Source organism: Gallibacterium salpingitidis (assembly GCF_001678495.1).
Lineage (GTDB): Bacteria > Pseudomonadota > Gammaproteobacteria > Enterobacterales > Pasteurellaceae > Gallibacterium > Gallibacterium salpingitidis.
In genome coordinates this window covers 22195-40844 of the sequence record NZ_JTJL01000001.1, presented here as the reverse complement: position 1 = coordinate 40844, position 18650 = coordinate 22195, and the positions used below count along the sequence as shown (strand labels likewise).

Genomic DNA, 18650 nt, shown 5'->3' with positions numbered 1-18650 from the left:
ACCGTATTCTTTCTTACTAAATTCTTCTCTCAATTTCCGCTTGACCTTCACCTTAGGGAAAACTTTACCATCCTGGGTATTTTCAATTTTTGTACGATACTAGGAGGGTAACTATGTACAATCTTCGCCATATTTTCAGCAAATTAATACTAGTGGGAACGTCTGCTGTCGCAGTGATGGCTCAAGCACAGAATTTAACAATGGAAGTTTGGAAAAGTCCTACTTGTGGTTGCTGCAATGAATGGATTCGTTATATGGAAAAGAATGGTTTTGCAGTCAAAGTGCATGAGACAGGCAATAACCAACAACATCAATTATTTGGTATTAAAGACGACTATGTTTCTTGCCATACCGCAGTAGTTGATGGTTATGTGATTGAAGGACATGTCCCTGCTGAAGACGTAAAACGTTTATTAGCCGAAAAACCAGATGCAATTGGCCTTTCTGCACCAGGAATGCCAGTAGGATCACCAGGTATGGATGGCCCAACTTATCAAGGTCGTAAAGATGCTTATGATGTGCTGTTGTTACAAAAGAATGGCGAAAGTATTGTGTTTAGTTCACATAATCAATAGGAGTTGGTTTAATGAAACGTCGTGATTTATTACGTTATGGTGTTGGTTTAAGTTTAGCAAGTTCTTCATTCTATGCATTAGCTAATATGATGAGCAGCCATTCCGCACATCAAACGATGATGGCAATGCACAATAATACGTTAGCATTGATGCCATTTGATCAACTTCCTCAAGGGCAGTCTTTGCAAACTGCTCTGCCAAAGTTAGCTAATCTTTCCACTCAAGCTAATGTGTTTAAAGCGAAGCTAGTTGCTGCACCGATTAAATTACGTTTTGCAGAAGGAAAAGAAACCGAATTTTGGGCATATAATGGGCAATTGCCAGGACCGCAAATTGAAGTATTTGAGGGAGATAGTGTCGAAATTGAATTCACCAATCATTTAACACAACCGACAACGATTCATTGGCATGGTCTAGATGTTCCGTCCGAAGCTGACGGTAATCCACAAGATCCAGTTGCACCAAATAGCAGCAAGATCTATCGCTTTACTATTCCAGAAGGGAGTGCTGGAACTTATTGGTATCATCCACACCCACATGGCTATGTAGCAGAACAAGTTTATAAAGGATTAGCAGGAACTTTAGTAGTAAAAGCAAAAAATGATCCATTAGCAGATTTACCAGAACAACATTGGGTTATTTCTGATTTACATTTAGCCTCAGACGGTTCTATTCCAGCCAATAATATGAGCGACTGGATGAATGGTCGTGAAGGTGAAATCGTACTGATTAATGGTCAATATCAACCAAAAATCCAAGTAAAAGGACAACAACGCATCCGTATTTGGAACGCAACCAGTGCACGTTATTTACGCTTAAAGGTAGCTGGAGTGCAATGGATTGTTGTCGGTACTGAAGGCGGATTATTAGAACAACCATTATCGCCACAAGATGAACTCTTTTTGGCACCAGCAGAACGTATCGAAGTTGTGATGGTAGGCAAAACACAAGGTACTGCAGTATTACAAAGTCTGTACTATGAACGGCACAAAATGATGGTACAGGAAACCGCAACAGATTTAACTTTGGCTCAAATTGTAGTTAATGCAGAACAACCAACTTTACCCAAGCAATTACGTACCTTCCCAACCAAAGAAGAGGCAAAAGTTACTCGACAAATTCGCTTTAGTGAGCAGATGATGAACCATAATGGAATGTCATCTCAAGATCATCAACAAATGATGGCGCAACATCATTCCACACATCAGCAAGCGATGACAGATAACTCAGTACCGACAATGATGGAGGGGATGTTCTTAATTAATAACAAATCATTTGATATGTCGAGAATAGATTTTGTTGGTAAAGTCAATGAAGTAGAACAGTGGGAAATCTTTAACGAAAGCCATATGGATCACCCATTCCATCTACATGGTACACAATTTGAAGTTATCCAAACGACATTAAATGGTAAGACAAATCCAGCACCATATCGTGCTTTAAAAGATGTGGTCAATCTTCGCCCTTATGAGAAAGTGGTAATACGTTTTAAACAACATCATACAGGGTTAAAAATGTTCCATTGCCATATTCTGGAACATGAGAATTTGGGAATGATGGGACAATTTAAGGTGGAATAACAATCTGCCAATTCAAAAAACATAGAAATGTGTACTTAACAACATAACCCCATTTTCAATCCTGAAGTGGGGTTATGAGATTTTAAAAATTTATGTTTTTCCAATAATTAAATTATTGAACAATATTTGGCTTTTTAGTTGCTAAATTTACCCACACCATACTGGCGCTTAATACCGCAAACAGCCCTATAATCCACGCCATTGCCCATGGTGTACCATCGGAAAACCAAGCTAATAACACTGAAGAAATCACACCGCTGCCATACTGTAATGAACCTAGCAATGCCGAAGCAGAACCTGCCATATTAGGCTCAACTTGATTAAGTGCCGCAGCTGTACAACAAGCAGCAATAGCGCCTGTCATCGAGAAAAATAACACCACAAAAATAACAACTGCCAATAAACCACCTAATTGATACCAAACAACCGCCATTAAAACTAATGCAGCAAGCACACTAAACAAGGTGGTGGCTTTTAACATTTGGTGAATAGAAAAGTGCTTTAGCAGATGACGATTTAATGCCGTCATTACCATAATACCAATGACGTTCAATGCAAATAACAAGCCAAAGTGTTTTGGTGAAACGCCAAAATATTGGATATAAACCTCTGGTGATGCGGTAATAAAAGCGTAGGCAGCTACGTAAAAAAATGTCACACACAAGACATAACGCATATAAGATAACTGTTTGCACAAAACAGCATAATTGGCGAAAGTCGCCAGCAACGATTTTTCTGTACGCATCACTGGCGTTAAACTTTCAGGCAATCGGAATATTGAAATAAACATCAACACAGCTAACGCCGCGACAAACCAAAAATTCCAATGCCACGAAGCAAATCCAACAATCTGACCACCGATTAATGGCCCTGCAATCGGAGCGACTGCCACAATAATCGTAAGCGTAGAAAGCACTTGTACCGCTCGACTGGCAGAAAATAAATCACGCACCATTGCTCTTGCTAACATCGGGCCGGTACAAGCGCCAAACGCTTGAAATATGCGCCAAAAGACAATTTGCTCGATACTTGTTGAAAGTGCACAACCGATGGAACCAATAATAAAAATAACCATACCGATCAACATTGGACGTTTCCGTCCAATACGATCGCTAATTGGTCCCCAGAATAATTGCGCAATTGCAAAACCGATTAAGAAACCGGTAATGGTAAACTCAACATTACCTTGTAAATCTCTTGCCATTTCCGGCATCGCTGGCAAGTAACTATCTGTGGCTAAAGAAGTAATTGCCATTAATGCCGATAAAATAACGACAAGACCAATCCCTTGTTTTGTTTGGTAAGTTGTCATTTTCACTCCTGTTGCAAATGAAGAGTGAAAATTATAACGAGGATGGATTTATTTAATTAGATAGCAAAATCAGAATAATGTTATGAATTCTATTCATTAATAACGCACTTTATTTGCTAAATATTGCCGCTGAAACTCACTGTTTTAAGGCTTTTACCAAAGCCTTGAACAAGGTGGAATTACCATGACGATTAGGATAATACAAATAGATCCCTTGATAGTGCATATTCCAATCCGCTAACAGGCTTACCAAGCGCCCAGCAGCAATATCCTCTTTTACTATTTCATAAGGAATCCAAGTAATACCCAAATCAGATAATGCAGCCTTTCTCAATAAGTTATTATTATTGCTAATAAAATAACTACTAAGTTTCATTTTTAAGATTTCTTCTGTTTGAGGATGCTTAAACTCCCAGTCTAAAAGTCCACCACTCGTTGGTAAGCGTAGATGTAAACAGCGATGCTTTGTTAATTCATCTGGCATTTGCGGCGTACCATATTGCGCTAAGTAAGCAGGGCTCGCTACCGTACAAATTTTCAATTCATCCGCCACTTTTACCGCGATCATATCTTTTTCAACATCATCACCTAAACGAATACCTGCATCAAAACGTTCAGCAACAATATTGGTAAAACGTGTTTCAGCGGTAAGTTCTAAATTAACTTCAGGATATTGATGCATAAATTGTTGCAACCTATCCCAGACAAGATAACTAAAAACAAATTCCGTTGAATTAATGCGTAAATTACCTTTAATCGTATTTTGAATTGCAGATAATTCATCAATTTCCTTATCAATAGTATCGAATAAAGGGGATAAACGCTGATATAGCTGTTCTCCAGCTTCTGTAGTAGAAATGCTACGAGTGGTACGATGAAATAATTTAATTTTCAAGCGTTCTTCTAAGCTACGAATGGTATGACTTAGCGCAGACTGCGATACACCTATTTGTGCTGCTGCTTTAGTAAAACTTCCTGTCTGAGCAACTAATAAAAATGCACGTAAATCATTCAGGTTTTCTTGCATAAAATGACACCTAGTAAATTTAGTTTTTATTTACTCTAATGCCGATAAATACGTTATGCAAATAGGTTTTGAGGATGTGAAGCCTATTAAATGATGAGTTTAATAGGCCTTTCACTAATGATTATTCACTTTTTAATGCTTCATAAGCATCAAGCACTCTCGCTGAATACACCACTGCTGCGCCTGCATTCATCGCAATTGCAACATTTAATGCAGCGGCAATCTCTTCTTGGGTACAACCTGCTTTAATCGCTGCATCAGTATGGACATCAATACAACCATCACAACGAGTTGTCACTGCACAAGCCAACGCAATCAACTCTTTAGTTTTCGGATCTAATACGCTCTCTGCTTTACTTAAAGTTTGATAGCCTTTAATAGTATCTGGTGATAATTTACCTAAAATACCCAAACGTCCCATTAGTTGAGTACGATATTTTTTCCAATCTAACATAGCGATTCTCCTTAATGAATTAACACATTGCTTATTTAATGTTGGCTATTCTGCACCTTTCTTATAAGACTATAAAGATGTTAGAATCGCAAAAAATAACGTTATCATCTCACTATAATCATTATGGATAGTATAGATCGCTTTTTAGAACTTCTCGATGTTAAAACAACCATTGATGTCTTTTGCAGCTTTAAATCACCCTATTTAATGGAACATAATCAAGCTGCACCAGGGACAGCCTATTTTCATCTCTTACTGAAAGGGAGTTGCCAAATGCGTTCAGCGACCGAAACTTATCATTTAAAAGCAGGCGATTTTTGTTTGTGGACACAAGGCGGAGTACATAAAATTGGTGATCGTCCTTCCAATCAACCATTACAAATAGAACAACAAAACGGTATTTTATATCGACACAATTGTTCCGATGATCCTTCATTACAAATGCTCTGTGGCCATTATCAAGCAGGCAATAATGCGGCCGCAGGTTTATTAACTTTATTGCCAGAACCTTTAATCGTTTCTCTTGGCGATCTACCCCAACTACAAGCCGTTTCCACTTTAATTTACCAAGAAGCGACTTCCCGCCATTTAGGTAGTGCCACTGTAATTAAATCATTATGTGAATTATTGCTGTTGTTTGCTTTACGCCACCAAAGCATATTACCGAACCAACAAAATCTTATTGGTTTATTTGCCGATCCTGCATTAAGTAAAGTTATTACCAAAATTTTGCAAGATTTTTCGATTTCTTATACTACGCAACAATTAGCCGATATGGCTTATATGTCACGAGCCACTTTTGCCCGCAAATTTAATCAAGCAACAGGTATGGGCATTCAAACTTTTATTCGTATGCTCAAAATGTCTATGGCAGCAAAAATGCTACAACAATCCACTATGCCGCTTAGCCAAATCATCACAACCTTAGGTTATCAATCCGAAACTGCCTTTATTGACAGTTTTAAAGCGCAATTTGCCACCACGCCAGCGCGTTATCGGAGACAGTTAGCAGAAAATGCATAAATTGTTAAATATTTGCTATTGATCTTTATGATAAAAAACGAAATGATACCTGCTATAACTATTTGTTGATTGAAACATCTACTTAATGACGAATATAGGAGCACGCAAAAAATGTTCAAATTATCGCCAACAATTAAACGTATTCTGGCTGCATTATTTATCACTACTTTAGTGGCTAGCTGTGCCGATACCCGTTCTATCAATCAATCCTCTGCACAACAATATCGCCAAGCAATTAGTGCTGAAAGAAGCAAAGGAACCCTTGATACTTCATCAATGACCGCACAACGTGTTCACCGTATTTTTAACAGAATGGTACCGTATGCACGTCAATATAATAAAACTGGCGTGCCATTTGATTGGGAAATTTCGGTTATTAAGTCCAATGAAATCAACGCATGGGCAATGCCGGGTGGAAAAATGGTGTTTTATACCGGTCTAGTTAATAAGTTAAATTTAACCGATGATGAAATTGCAGTGGTGATGGGGCACGAAATGGCTCACGCGTTACTTGAACATGGTAAAAGTCAAGCTAATCGCCAAACTGCTGTTTCAATAGCTGCTACTATCGCTATGGGGGCGTTAGCTTCACAAGGTGTTAGTGTAGGCGCTTCACAAGATTTAGTAGGCAGTGTTGCTGATCTTGGCATTATGAAACCCTTCTCACGCAGCGCTGAAAGCGAAGCTGATGAGGTTGGTTTAATGTTAAGTGCACAATCTGGATTTAATCCTCAGGCTGCACCAAATCTATGGGACAAAATGCAAAAAATGAGTGGTGGCGGATCAATCCCAGCAATTTTCTCTACTCACCCAAGCGACAAAACTCGTAAAGAAAACTTAGAACGCTTAATGCCAAAAGCAATGGAGCTTTATAGTGTTGCCAAAAACAAAATATCATAATCAATAATCATTAGGAAAAAATATGCAAAAACAACGTCTTGCCATACCTGGTATCATTATCGGTTGTGTGGTGTTTGGATTAGGGAGTTTAATTGTTGCTCACGTGCCAGTTGGCGCCTATGCTATCGCTTTTTGGCGATTATTAATTGCATCAGTTATCTTTTTTCTGCTCGCTAAATGTTTTAAACAACGCTTGCCGAAATCGAAAAAAGCGATCGGTTTCGCATTAACTTCAGGTATTTTCTTGGCGTTTGATTTAGCTTTTTGGCACGAAAGTGTTTATGCGGTGGGCCCTGGAATTTCTACCTTACTTAACAGTTTGCAAATTTTTTTCCTATCGGCAATTAGTTTTTTCTATTTCAAAGAAAAACTCTCTATTATGCAGCTGATCAGTTTACTACTGGCAATTATTGGGGTTTATTTTATTACTGGTAGCGAATTTGCTTATAACGAAAATGCTTTATGGGGCTTTACCACTGGCATTATTTCAAGTCTATTATTAGCATTATCAATGGTCTTTATTCGTAAAACACACGAAGTTGAACCAACCCCAATTTTCCCGATGATGTTGCTGATCAGCCTTGGTGGCGCAGCTATCCTTATTCTGCCTTCACTACTCTTTAACGCCGATAATCTTTATCCAACTAATGCCCTAGATTGGTTCTGGATTTTTGTTTATGGCGCGGTAATGCAGTGTTTTGCTTGGGGGATGATCGCCTATTGTGTACCATTACTATCGCTTGCACTAACAGGTTTATTACTGCTTTCAGAACCGATCGCTGCATTAGTTATCGATTACTCGATCTTAGATAAACCAATTAATTTAATTCAGTGGGGCGGTGCCGCCGTTACTATGTTTGCCATCTATCTCGGTTCTGTTTCTTCACAACCAAGAAAGGCAAAAATTCGCTCCATCAAGAAAAAACATCATTAATCCGCAGCGAAACGGTTAAATATTCATATTTTGGAATAAACTTAAGTTATCTGGGATTAAAAATACCGTTTCGCCTACCTTAAATTGTTCCGCCTGTAATTTATCTTTCGTGAGTAAAACTTCTATTGGTTGTTCACTTTGTGGGCTAATAATTTCAATCCGAGCTAAGAAACTAATTGAATAAATATGTGAAATTTCGCCTTTCGCTAACGCATTTTCCGCTTGGCGCGAAATGGTTAGATCATATGGACGAACATAGGCGGTAGTTTCGCCTGCTTGTTTAATGGTGCGATTTTTTGGTGCAAGGCGATATGCAAAATCTCCCACCACAAAATTCTCATCATCTAAAATGCCATGAAAAACATTACTATCACCAACAAAGGCGTTTACAAACTGGCTACGCGGTGCGTGATAAATATTTTCCGGTTGATCCACTTGTTCAATTTTTCCTTGATTCATCACCACAATACGATCAGCCACTTCCAACGCTTCTTCTTGATCGTGCGTTACAAAAATACTGGTGATATTTAACTCCTTTTGTAATTGCGCTAGCCAACGGCGTAAAGTTTTTCGCACTTGAGCATCCAATGCAGAAAAAGGTTCATCTAATAACAATACTTCGGGTTTGACTGCCAACGCACGCGCCAAAGCCACACGCTGGCGCTGACCACCTGATAAGCGATCAGGATAACTTTTTGCAAACTTTTCTAGTTGCACTAAACGTAATAACTCCATTACCCGTTGTTCAATTTCTGCATTAGATAACCTTGTTTTTCGTGGCTGAATACGTAACCCAAACGCAACATTCTCAAAAATAGTTAAATGACGGAATAAGGCATAATGTTGAAAGACAAAACCCACTTTGCGCTCTTTTGCACTTAAATGGCTAACTTCTCTTCCTGAGAAAATAATTTTCCCTGTATCCGCAAAATCCAAACCAGCAATAATTCGTAATAAAGTTGTTTTTCCGCAACCACTTGGCCCTAACAAAGCAGTAAATTCTCCTTCAGGAAAGGCTAAATTAATATTGGATAACGCGTTAAATTGCCCAAATGTTTTATTTAAATTCTCAATCTGAATTGTCATAACAGCCTCTTATCTACTTTGATTCAGAATTAATGTTTTACGTCTTTGCCAATAGACAATGCCATGCTGTGCCAATAGGGTCATCAACGCTATGGCAGCTAACAGAGAAGCACAAGCAAATGCCGCAGTGAATTGATATTCGTTATAAAGAATCTCAATATGCAATGGGATAGTGTTAGTAAGATTTCGAATATTGCCTGATACCACACTTACCGCACCAAACTCTCCTAAAGCACGCGCATTAGCTAAAATAGCGCCATATAACAATGCCCATTTAATTTTTGGTAAGGTAATGCGAAAAAAGATGGTTAATGCCGATGCCCCTAAAGTTAGACCAGCTTGTTCCTCTTGATTTCCTAATGTTTTCATCGTTGGTAATAACGATTTCACGATTAAGGGGAAGGTAACAAAAAGCGTTGTCAAAATAATGCTAGGTAAAGCAAAAATAACTTCTATACCTTGTTGATCTAACCAGCCGCCAAATAAACCATTCACACCAAATAACAATACAAACATTAATCCAGCTACTACTGGCGAAATCGCTAACGGGAGATCAATAAAAGAAATTAGTAATGCTTTGCCTTTGAAGTCAAAATTTGCCAATAACCAAGCCATCATCAAGCCAAAGAACAAATTTATCGGTAATACGATTGCAATCACCGTCAAACTTAAAAAAATCGCGTGACGTGCTTCTACTTGACTCAATGATTGAATAAATACATGCCAACCCGCTTGTAATCCATAATAAAAGATACTGCATAATGGCAAAATTAAGACGATAGCTAAAAAAGCAAGACTAATAAAAATTGCAAGATAACGTGGCCAATTAATAGATTTACTTTGCATATTAACCTCTATTTACTCACAAAGAATCGATTAAGATAGTTCTGCCAAAGATTAAACAATAACAACACAGCAAAAGATAAAACGAGCATCACAAAGGCCACTGCTGCCGCACCTTTAACATCATAAATATCTAATTTTGACATAATCATCAGTGGAGCAATTTCCGACACTAATGGAATATTGCCAGCAATAAAAATCACTGAACCATATTCGCCTAAGGCTCGTGCAAACCCCATACCTGCGCCGTTGACAATTGCTGGATATAACGTTGGTAAAATTACCTTTCTTACTGTCAGCCAACGATTTGCACCTAAAATATCTGCAGCTTCTTCTAAAGCTCGTTCTTGCGTTGCTAATACGGGTTGTACTGCACGTACAATAAATGGAAAACTCACAAAAACTAACGCAATAGCAATACCAATCGGTGTAAAAGCAATCTGCCAACCAATTTGTGCAAACCATTGACCAATCAAGCCATTAGGCGCATATAAAGTCGCCAATACAATACCCGCTACTGCCGTCGGCAACGCAAAAGGTAAATCGATCAGAGCGTTAATAAAAGCTTTACCGGGAAAGGAGTAACGAACTAAAACCCAAGCAATCAATGTGCCAAAAACTAAATTGACCAATGTGGCAATTAATGCCATTTGAAAAGATAAGAGAATGGAAGAAATCACTCGTTGGCTAAAAATAATTTGCCAAAATGAATGCCATTCCAATTGTAATACCGTTAGCAATAACATAGTCAAAGGCAGCAGTACCATACTGCCAACCCAGACAAAACTCACTGTAAAACTGGTTTTAAATCCCCCTAATACTGCAGGCGCATTCAAAATTTTCATAAACAATTACTTTCACTCTTATCAACAGCTAAATTAATGGTTAATCAATATGAACGAGCCATGCACGATAAGCAAAGAACAAAAAATTAATTAATATGCCATTTTGCAATAAGGTGAAGAATAAATAACCCCTCTTTAAGAAGATAAAGAGGGGTTAAAACTATATGCTTGTTTAAAGCCAGACAAACTGATTACACTGCCGCTAACATTCCACCATCAACAAACAACAGATGGCCATTGACGAAATCAGATGCCTTAGAAGCAAGGAATACCGCAGAACCAATTAATTCATCAGGATTACCCCAACGATTCGCTGGCGTTCTTTGGCATAACCATTGCGTAAATTGTTGATTATCCACTAACGGTTGTGTTAGTTCTGTTTTGAAATAACCTGGTGCAATACCATTTACCTGAATGTTATAGCGAGCAAGTTCTACGCAAGCACCGCGTGTAATCATCTTCACCGCACCTTTAGATGCTGCATACGGCGTGATCGTATCTCGCCCTAATTCACTCTGCATTGAGCCAATATTGATAATTTTACCTGCTCGACGTTGCACCATATATTTGCCTACAGCTTGTATCATTAAGAACACTGCTTTCTGGTTAGTATTGATAATGTCATCCCAATCTTGTTCTGGAAATTCCAATATTGGATGGCGACGTTGAATGCCTGCGTTATTGACTAAAATATCAATCGGGCCAATTTCTTGTTCAATCAATGCAATATTCTTTTCAATTTCCTCTTTATTGGTTACATCAAAGGGAACCGCATGAGCCTTAAAACCTTTTTGTTTTAGTTCTTCTGCTACAGCTAATGCTTTTTCACGATTAGTACCATTAATGATGACTTCTGCACCATATTCAGCCAAGCCATTCGCAAGAAGTAAGCCAATACCTCGAGTTGAACCAGTAATTAATGCTCTTTTTCCTTGTAAATCAAAAAGATCTTTCATAATTATTCCTCAAATGTAAGTTGTACTTTAATCGCAGTGCTTTTATCTCCGGCTGTTTGTAACGCCTTTTCTGCTTCTTGATATGGGAATTCGTGCGAGAGTAACGGTAATGGATTAATTAATCCTTGTTCTAACCAACGCACTGCCACTTCGAATTCACTGGTAAAACGGAAAGCACCACGATAAGTGATCTCTTTTGCTAAGAATTTCGTAACTGGGATAGGGACATCACCTTTTGCCATACCAATTTGAATAATAGTGCCGCCTGCTTTTGTTGCATCAATAGCAAATTGAATAGCACTAAGCGCTGCAGAAGCCTCAAAAGAAACATCAAAATAACCCTTATCTTGGAAGTAATGTTCGTGGTTATCTAATGGGTTAATAGTTGAAGTTGCTCCCATTTTTACCGCACTTTCACGACAAGAAGCTTGAATATCCGCAGCAACAATTTCTACCGCACCAGCTTGTCTGCATGCTGCCACTACTAAAGAACCTATCGGACCACACCCCGTTACCAATACTTTTTTACCAACTAATGAGCCAGCTTGATTGACCGCATGAATTGCTACTGCTAACGGCTCAGCAAACACCATTACTTTACTTGGTACTTTATCGTCATAAGGGATGACTTGATCTTTTCTTACAGCAACATATTCAGCAAAACCACCATCAACATGCGGATTTAACATTGCACTACCAAAGAAACGCATATTTAAACATTGGTTCGATTTACCGCTAAGACAATATTTACATTGCAAGCATGGTTTACTTGGATTAATTGCAACCGATTGTTTATTTTCGGGTAAAAAACCAACCACCTCGTGTCCTAAAATCATCGGATGCTGTAAACTGAAATTGCCTATTCCACCTTCATTATAATAGTGAATATCTGAACCACAAATTCCACCTCTAACAATTTTAACAATAATATCATTAGGATAAATTGTTTTTACTTCTGTTTCTGTTAATTGAATTTGATGTGCACCAGAAACCTTAATACATTTTGCTTGAATATGTTGCGTCATTTCATACCTCACTTTATACTTTATGCAACCGCTTGCAATTAAAATAATAATTTTATAATTAACTTGCAACTACTTTTTGTACAAACTGTGATCGATTTCTAAAATTGAATAATTAAGCTAGAATGCCTAATTAATTTAACTTAATGATTTTTGAGCTATTTTTATGAAAAAACGCGCCACTATTGATGATATTGCAAAGGAACTGGGGGTAAATAAATCTACAGTCTCTCGCGCTATTAATAATCCTAATTTGGTTTCTGCAGAAATGCGGGAAAAAGTTGCGAAGATATGTAAGAAAATGAATTACATACCAAATAGTATTGCAAAATCGCTTGCTTCCTCATCAACGAACTCCATCGTTTTATTAATTCCTTCTTTTAGCAATGATGTGTTTAATGATGTTATTGATGGCGTTAAAACAGTTTGCGATCAACAGAACTACAATTTGTTAATTAGTGATTTCTCTTATACACCGCTAGAAGAACAACGCATTATTGAAAAATATCTGCAACAAAATGTAGATGGTTTTATTCTGACCGAAACATTACATACTCAACAAACGATTGATTTATTAAATAGTGCCAACATCCCTGCCGTAGAATTGATGAATATTGATGCGAATCCGCACTTTCTCGCCAATATCGGTATTAATCAGTATGCTGCTGCAGAACAGCTTATGCGTTTTTTAATACAAGAGAAACAACGCAAAAATATTGTACTTTGTTCTGCTTGGCTAGATAGTCGGGCGTTATTAAGAAGAAACGCGTGGGAGGATATGCTCACTGCCCATCAATTATCCACTGATCGTCATTACAAAATGACTACTAAAACCTCTATCAGCACAGGAGCGGAAGCATTAATCGAGATTCTTTTCCGTTGGCCAGAAACAGATGCTATTTTCTGCGTTAATGATGACATTGCGGCAGGCGCTATTTTGGAATGTTCACGTCGCGGTATCAAAGTTGGCAAAGAACTTGATATTGTAGGTTTCAATGATCTTGATTTTGCTAAAGTACTCAACCCTAGCTTAACTACTATCGCGACACCGCGTTTTGAAATAGGTCAATTAGGTGCACAAACATTACTCCAATTTCTAGCAGGACAACCATTAACGCAACGAATTATTGAACTACCATTTAAGTTTATGCGTAGGCAAAGTGCTTAAAAAAGAGGCAGCTTAACACTGCCTCCCAATTCAATTTATTTAGAACGCAAAGCGGAAATTTAAATCTACTTGTTGTCCTAAATATTTTTTACCCACATTAGCATTGTAACGTAATGTTACCGCACTAAATGGTGTAATGGTATATTCAGTACGCACACCAAAAATACCTTGTACTCGTTGTTTATCTAAGCCTTGAACAACAAATGTTTCTGATGGTGTAGCAGTAAATGATGCTTTAATTGATTGATTCACTTTTAATGTTTCAACCTCAGCTGCTAATGTACTACCAACTTTCCAACGCTCACCAACAATCATTTCAGCATCAATACCGCTTTGTAAAGTCAATGATTGATCCGTGTCAGCTTTCACTTTCAAACTTGTAACCGCACCTGTTTCTTGGTAAGCATCTGTTTTAACAACATTATAATTCGCACGGAAGAATGGTGTGATCAAATAATCATCATTACCTTGATAGTAACGAACTCCAATAGACGCATAACCTAGATTAGCTCCATACTTAGCCTTAGCGACTTGATTAAATACGGTTTGATCTCGTTTAGCACTAACTGAACTATGCCCATAACCTAATTGTGTTTCTAACGCTACATTTGGCATAAAGAACCAATCACTATATAGTCCACCTTGCCACGTTTCAGCAGTAAGTGATTGCTGTTGTGTGGAATCTATCGTGTGTGATGAAGTTCGAATATAGCCTAATACTGCACCGATATTAAAATCTTTAGTAACACGCTTACTTCCGCCTAAAATAAAGCCTCGATTATCAGTTTTATATCCAGCAATACCATTATCAGCATTATGCTTATTCCAATTACTGATAAATTTACCCCAAACATAATGATCGCGGTAATTATCTTGTGGTACCCAAGTATTCAATGAAGCTGTAGTAACTGGAGGGTTAATGATACCTGTTGCACCCGACAAGACATTAGACATCATAAAGCGACTCGCTCCTGTAATAAGCCCACTTACATTGCTATTAATTGCTGGAACAGCATCAGATACAGCAGTGATAATTTGTTGATTATTTTGTAATCCTCCCAAAGCTTTCGCTAACTCTACGGCCGCAGTATCACCATTAACAGCATTATTAATCACCACATCCATTGCCCTAGCAACGGCTCTTGTTGCGCTATTGTTTATTATAGGATCTACTATTGCATTAACCTGTTTTCTTGGCTCATTTTGTGTAGATACAGGAGCTATATCATTTTTGTTTGACACTTTCGTATCTGGTGTTTCTTGCTTTGATATTGAGTCATTATTAGCTTGTTCATTAGTTGGAGCTGTTTCTGATTCATCTATATCCTTACCAGTAACAATATCTTCAACTTTCTTCACTTGTTTGATACGTAAATTTATCGCTAATGTTGCTGCTTGAATATCATCAATATCTACTTGATTACCCTCTTTATCACGACCTTGATGATATTCTTCAAAAGCAAAAATCGCACTCGTATCTTCAATGCTAGCAAAATTGCCCTTTAATGAATAACTATCTGCAATACGGGGATCGCGATCATAACCATCACAATTTTGTCCCGCAGTAGCCATATCACCACATTGGTAAATCGTGCGTTTTACACCAATCACATCTTTAATCACCCAATTTTCTTTTTCCACAGTGGCTTTATCCAATAAAGACGAATCAACAACCAAATTAGCACCGTCTACATTAAGATTAGCATTTTCCACCTCCAACGCCCCATAGGCTTCTTGAGAGCGAATACCAACTTTTAATGTCTTGCCTGCTAGGCTCACCACAGGTTGCTCTGCATTATCTGGATGCAAAGAGGTCGCCATACTATTAGGAGCTTGATAGACAAGCTTGTTATGTAGCTCCATATAAGACGGTAATTCCATCTTATTTGCCATAATACGGCTAGGCTGATTAACGAGCAAACGCTCTACGCCAGATACGGTGTAGTCAACTACAATCGGAGAGGCGGTTGGTGCAGTGACTTTTTCACCTAATACCAATTCATCCTCACCCTCACCTAAGTCTAGGGTATGCTCAGTGACGTTAATACGGACAGACTCATCACCCACCACGAACTTATCGTTACCACCATTAAGGTGTACATCGCCATTGATGGTACTGCCGTTGCGTAGAATCACCGTATTAGCAGCGTCATCACCGAGGATGGCGTTAGGGGTATAAAACTCCGTAGCCGACTTTCTTACCGCAAAACCATTGGTATTGATAACGGTATTATCTAGGGTTAATGCACTCGCACCTTGTAAATCCACCGCAGTAACTAGACCGTTCACAACGCTATTAGTTAAGCTTAAGTCTTTAGTCACAACAGCTGCACCACTAGCAGCCCCCACACCATTAATAATATGGTGGTCTAACGCATCTGCTGCTACGGTGTAGCTACTGTCCTTACCCGTTACTTTACCGTTGACCACAGTGTATGTCACTTGATTGCCCTGACCGTCATCAATGCTGACCTCACCACCAGTACCTGCGACGATACGACTAATAACACCTGCATCAGCATTGCGCACTGCGCTAGAGTACTTACTTGCTTTAGTAATTCCCTCTTTTAAATACACCAATGTCCCTAGGTTATTCACAGGATCTTGCGAAGCATTAAAGTACTGATATTGCTGATATTTGCCATTAGAATTGCTACCATTAGCCTGATAATTCGCAGCAATTAAGGTACCTGCCATTACCCCGTAGTTATTGATAGCTTTTTTATAGCCTGACAGATAATCAGGCTCCCAAGAGCTATATGCTGTAGAAATCTCTGATTTCGCCAATAACGCCGCATGGTTACCCGAAATAATACCAAGGTTATTCACCGCTGCCGTAAATTCACGATCGGCTGCAATACCAATACCTGTCGCAAGGAAATCTACTCGGGCATAATTCGTCCCTTGGAAACCATGATACATCTCGCTATAGCCACTAATCACACCCTTATTGAAAATATCACCCATGCTGTAGGTATCGCCGTTTTGGCTGCTACTGATACGATTAGCAAAGAAAGAGAGACCATTACCACTGGCTTTAATGGTAGAAATAGCGTCGGCAGTGTCTCCATTTGCATTGGCACACTCCGCAGCAGTCCAGCATGGACCACTACTACCTCCCACGCTCTTAGGTAACACCTCGGGTTGATTATAGCTACCAAAAGTCTTTTCATCCGTAATCAACAATTTCACTTCTTCCAAAGCAGGCTGACCATTCTTAGCCACACCTTGTCCCGCTTTGGCACGTAAATACCCCGAAATCACACCGCTATTGTTCACTTTACCGATGCTATAGGTCGTACTAGGAACGCTACCTGCATTCATCGCAGCAGATACCCCATTACCTACACCGATGATGCCTGTCGCATCAATCTTACCCATGCGAATAAAGTCATAACCATTACCTGCAGCCAAATCCGCATAACCCGTAATACGCCCTCTGTTGGTAATATCCCCTAGTGTTAACGTTGCTCCATCACTATGAATACCATCTTCATCAGCACTACCTGCCACATGTTGATCCACTTGCACAAACACACCGACACCATTACCACCATTTTCTGCCTCTGCTTGAGAGTAAACGTGCTTAATATTGGTAGGTGAAGTTCCTCGTTTAGCCGTATTATCACCTGATACCTGAATAAGCTTACCTGTGATACGTCCATCATTGACCACATTGCCTATGGCTGCTTCCGTTACGTTTTTACTAAATCGAGTGGTGCGTGCAGCCACACTAATACCGTTACCAGAATCATAAGAACGGGTATAGTTGGTTGAGCCACCATTGCTTACAGGGGCAATACCTGATAAGCTCGCATTACCTGAGATAGTGCCTAAGTTTTCGACATTACCCAGAATAGACTCGGTTACCTTATCATAAGAATAAGTGCGACGATCCTGCGTCATAATCTGAGTGAATAGAGATACACCATTCCCTGATGCCTTGCTCGTCAAAGAATAATCCTGACCATATTCATCACTCACCGCTTTGCTTCCAGTATTTCCTCTAACCACTACCTGACCTTGAATGGTTCCTGTATTTTTTAAGGCAACTGCCTGTTTATCCTTTGCTTCTAGAGCCACGCGGATATTTTTACCATAGAAATTCTTGTCATCAGAGGAAAGTGATGCTGGAATCACACCAACCCCATCTACACCTGTCGCTGCAGCCTCGTTGGCAGAACGTACCGAACGCGCACTGCGAGAACCGCCTGTAGCCGCATCTACGGCGACTTCACTACCATCAGCCCCGATAATATATTTACCGTAGTCACCAAACCCGTAGAGTGAAACCCCATTGGCAGAAGCATTGACTACCACCAAACTACGATGTGTACCGGCACCAGTTTGCAGTTGTGCAAATCCAGACACTACCCCTGTATTCTCAACCTTATCTAGGGCAAACGTCATATCATTTTCATTACTGACAGGCACCCAGCCATAAGCATCAATACCGTTGGCTTGTCCATCAGGAGCGATACTACTGCGATAGTCTTTTAAGGTGACTTTCGAGTTATTCAGTACGGCTTCATAGGTATCAAACGAATCTAGTGCATTCACAAACATTCGCCCATAGATACGTCCGTTATTGATCGCCCCAATCTGTGGATTCTTTCCATCCATATCTCCATACCAGTTAATACGGACTGGATTACCTGTACGATTATGTACTCCTAGAAATAAACCACTATAGTTATTATCTGGCTCTGTAATTTCTGCCAACGTCGTCACTGTTAAATAATCTTTCACCAGTGCATAAGGCACATCTCTATCTTGTACATATAAATCTTCTTCGTTATACACAGGATGGACTGCTGATACTTGTTGACTTAAAGTGGTTAATACGATCAATGCTGTCGCTTTTAATGGAAAAGTGAATTTTTTCATATAGTGCCTTATACATAAAAAAGAGAAAAAAAGACCTG

General features: G+C 39.0%; 15 protein-coding genes. 6 read left to right on the top strand and 9 right to left on the bottom strand.

Features of this window, described 5'->3' with window-relative positions:
- The first annotated feature begins 113 nt into the window (after positions 1-113).
- Together QS62_RS00180 and QS62_RS00175 are read left to right on the top strand one after the other, a co-directional pair.
- Complete coding sequence (locus QS62_RS00180; RefSeq protein WP_066104070.1) at positions 114-575, top strand: DUF411 domain-containing protein; 462 nt, start codon at positions 114-116, stop codon at positions 573-575.
- An 11-nt stretch (positions 576-586) separates the two neighbouring features.
- Positions 587-2155, top strand: a complete 1569-nt coding sequence (locus QS62_RS00175; protein WP_066104067.1) for a multicopper oxidase family protein — start codon at positions 587-589, stop codon at positions 2153-2155.
- A 112-nt stretch (positions 2156-2267) separates the two neighbouring features.
- Here QS62_RS00175 and QS62_RS00170 read toward each other — a convergent pair whose 3' ends face one another.
- From QS62_RS00170 to QS62_RS00160, 3 genes are all read right to left on the bottom strand, one after another.
- Complete coding sequence (locus QS62_RS00170; protein WP_066104064.1) at positions 2268-3467, bottom strand: multidrug effflux MFS transporter; 1200 nt, start codon at positions 3465-3467, stop codon at positions 2268-2270.
- Positions 3468-3603: 136 nt separating this feature from the next.
- Complete coding sequence (locus QS62_RS00165; protein ID WP_066104061.1) at positions 3604-4494, bottom strand: LysR family transcriptional regulator; 891 nt, start codon at positions 4492-4494, stop codon at positions 3604-3606.
- 121 nt (positions 4495-4615) lie between these two features.
- Positions 4616-4948, bottom strand: a complete 333-nt coding sequence (locus QS62_RS00160) for a carboxymuconolactone decarboxylase family protein (RefSeq protein WP_066104058.1) — start codon at positions 4946-4948, stop codon at positions 4616-4618.
- A gap of 123 nt (positions 4949-5071) precedes the next feature.
- Here QS62_RS00160 and QS62_RS00155 point away from each other — a divergent pair, with 123 nt between their 5' ends.
- The 3 genes from QS62_RS00155 to QS62_RS00145 all read left to right on the top strand — a co-directional run bounded on the left by QS62_RS00155 (position 5072) and on the right by QS62_RS00145 (position 7805).
- Positions 5072-5971, top strand: a complete 900-nt coding sequence (locus QS62_RS00155; RefSeq protein WP_066104054.1) for a cupin domain-containing protein — start codon at positions 5072-5074, stop codon at positions 5969-5971.
- Between the two features lie 111 nt (positions 5972-6082).
- The gene (locus tag QS62_RS00150) at positions 6083-6871 is read left to right on the top strand and encodes a M48 family metallopeptidase (protein WP_066104051.1); all 789 of its coding nucleotides are present in this window, start codon (positions 6083-6085) and stop codon (positions 6869-6871) included.
- 22 nt (positions 6872-6893) lie between these two features.
- Positions 6894-7805: a DMT family transporter gene (locus QS62_RS00145; RefSeq protein WP_066104048.1), complete on the top strand. Its 912-nt coding sequence runs from the start codon at positions 6894-6896 to the stop codon at positions 7803-7805.
- Between the two features lie 15 nt (positions 7806-7820).
- On the opposite strand, the gene QS62_RS00140 is transcribed toward QS62_RS00145, so the two are convergent.
- The 5 genes from QS62_RS00140 to QS62_RS00120 all read right to left on the bottom strand — a co-directional run bounded on the left by QS62_RS00140 (position 7821) and on the right by QS62_RS00120 (position 12560).
- Positions 7821-8891, bottom strand: a complete 1071-nt coding sequence (locus tag QS62_RS00140) for a sulfate/molybdate ABC transporter ATP-binding protein (protein ID WP_066104046.1) — start codon at positions 8889-8891, stop codon at positions 7821-7823.
- 9 nt (positions 8892-8900) lie between these two features.
- On the bottom strand, positions 8901-9737 hold the full coding sequence (gene cysW / locus QS62_RS00135; RefSeq protein WP_197496251.1) for a sulfate ABC transporter permease subunit CysW: 837 nt from the start codon (positions 9735-9737) through the stop codon (positions 8901-8903).
- An 8-nt stretch (positions 9738-9745) separates the two neighbouring features.
- Positions 9746-10579 carry a sulfate ABC transporter permease subunit CysT gene (gene cysT, locus QS62_RS00130; RefSeq protein WP_066104040.1) on the bottom strand — a complete coding sequence of 278 codons (834 nt, stop codon included), beginning with the start codon at positions 10577-10579 and terminating at the stop codon, positions 9746-9748.
- Positions 10580-10770: 191 nt separating this feature from the next.
- Complete coding sequence (gene idnO / locus QS62_RS00125; RefSeq protein WP_066104037.1) at positions 10771-11535, bottom strand: gluconate 5-dehydrogenase; 765 nt, start codon at positions 11533-11535, stop codon at positions 10771-10773.
- 2 nt (positions 11536-11537) lie between these two features.
- On the bottom strand, positions 11538-12560 hold the full coding sequence (locus tag QS62_RS00120; protein WP_066104034.1) for a zinc-binding dehydrogenase: 1023 nt from the start codon (positions 12558-12560) through the stop codon (positions 11538-11540).
- A gap of 163 nt (positions 12561-12723) precedes the next feature.
- Between QS62_RS00120 and QS62_RS00115 the strand changes: the two genes are divergently transcribed.
- Positions 12724-13725 (top strand): LacI family DNA-binding transcriptional regulator, encoded by a 1002-nt coding sequence (locus tag QS62_RS00115; RefSeq protein WP_066104032.1) that lies wholly within the window; start codon positions 12724-12726, stop codon positions 13723-13725.
- Positions 13726-13764: 39 nt separating this feature from the next.
- Here QS62_RS00115 and QS62_RS00110 read toward each other — a convergent pair whose 3' ends face one another.
- On the bottom strand, positions 13765-18612 hold the full coding sequence (locus QS62_RS00110; protein WP_066104029.1) for an autotransporter outer membrane beta-barrel domain-containing protein: 4848 nt from the start codon (positions 18610-18612) through the stop codon (positions 13765-13767).
- Positions 18613-18650 lie beyond the last annotated feature (38 nt).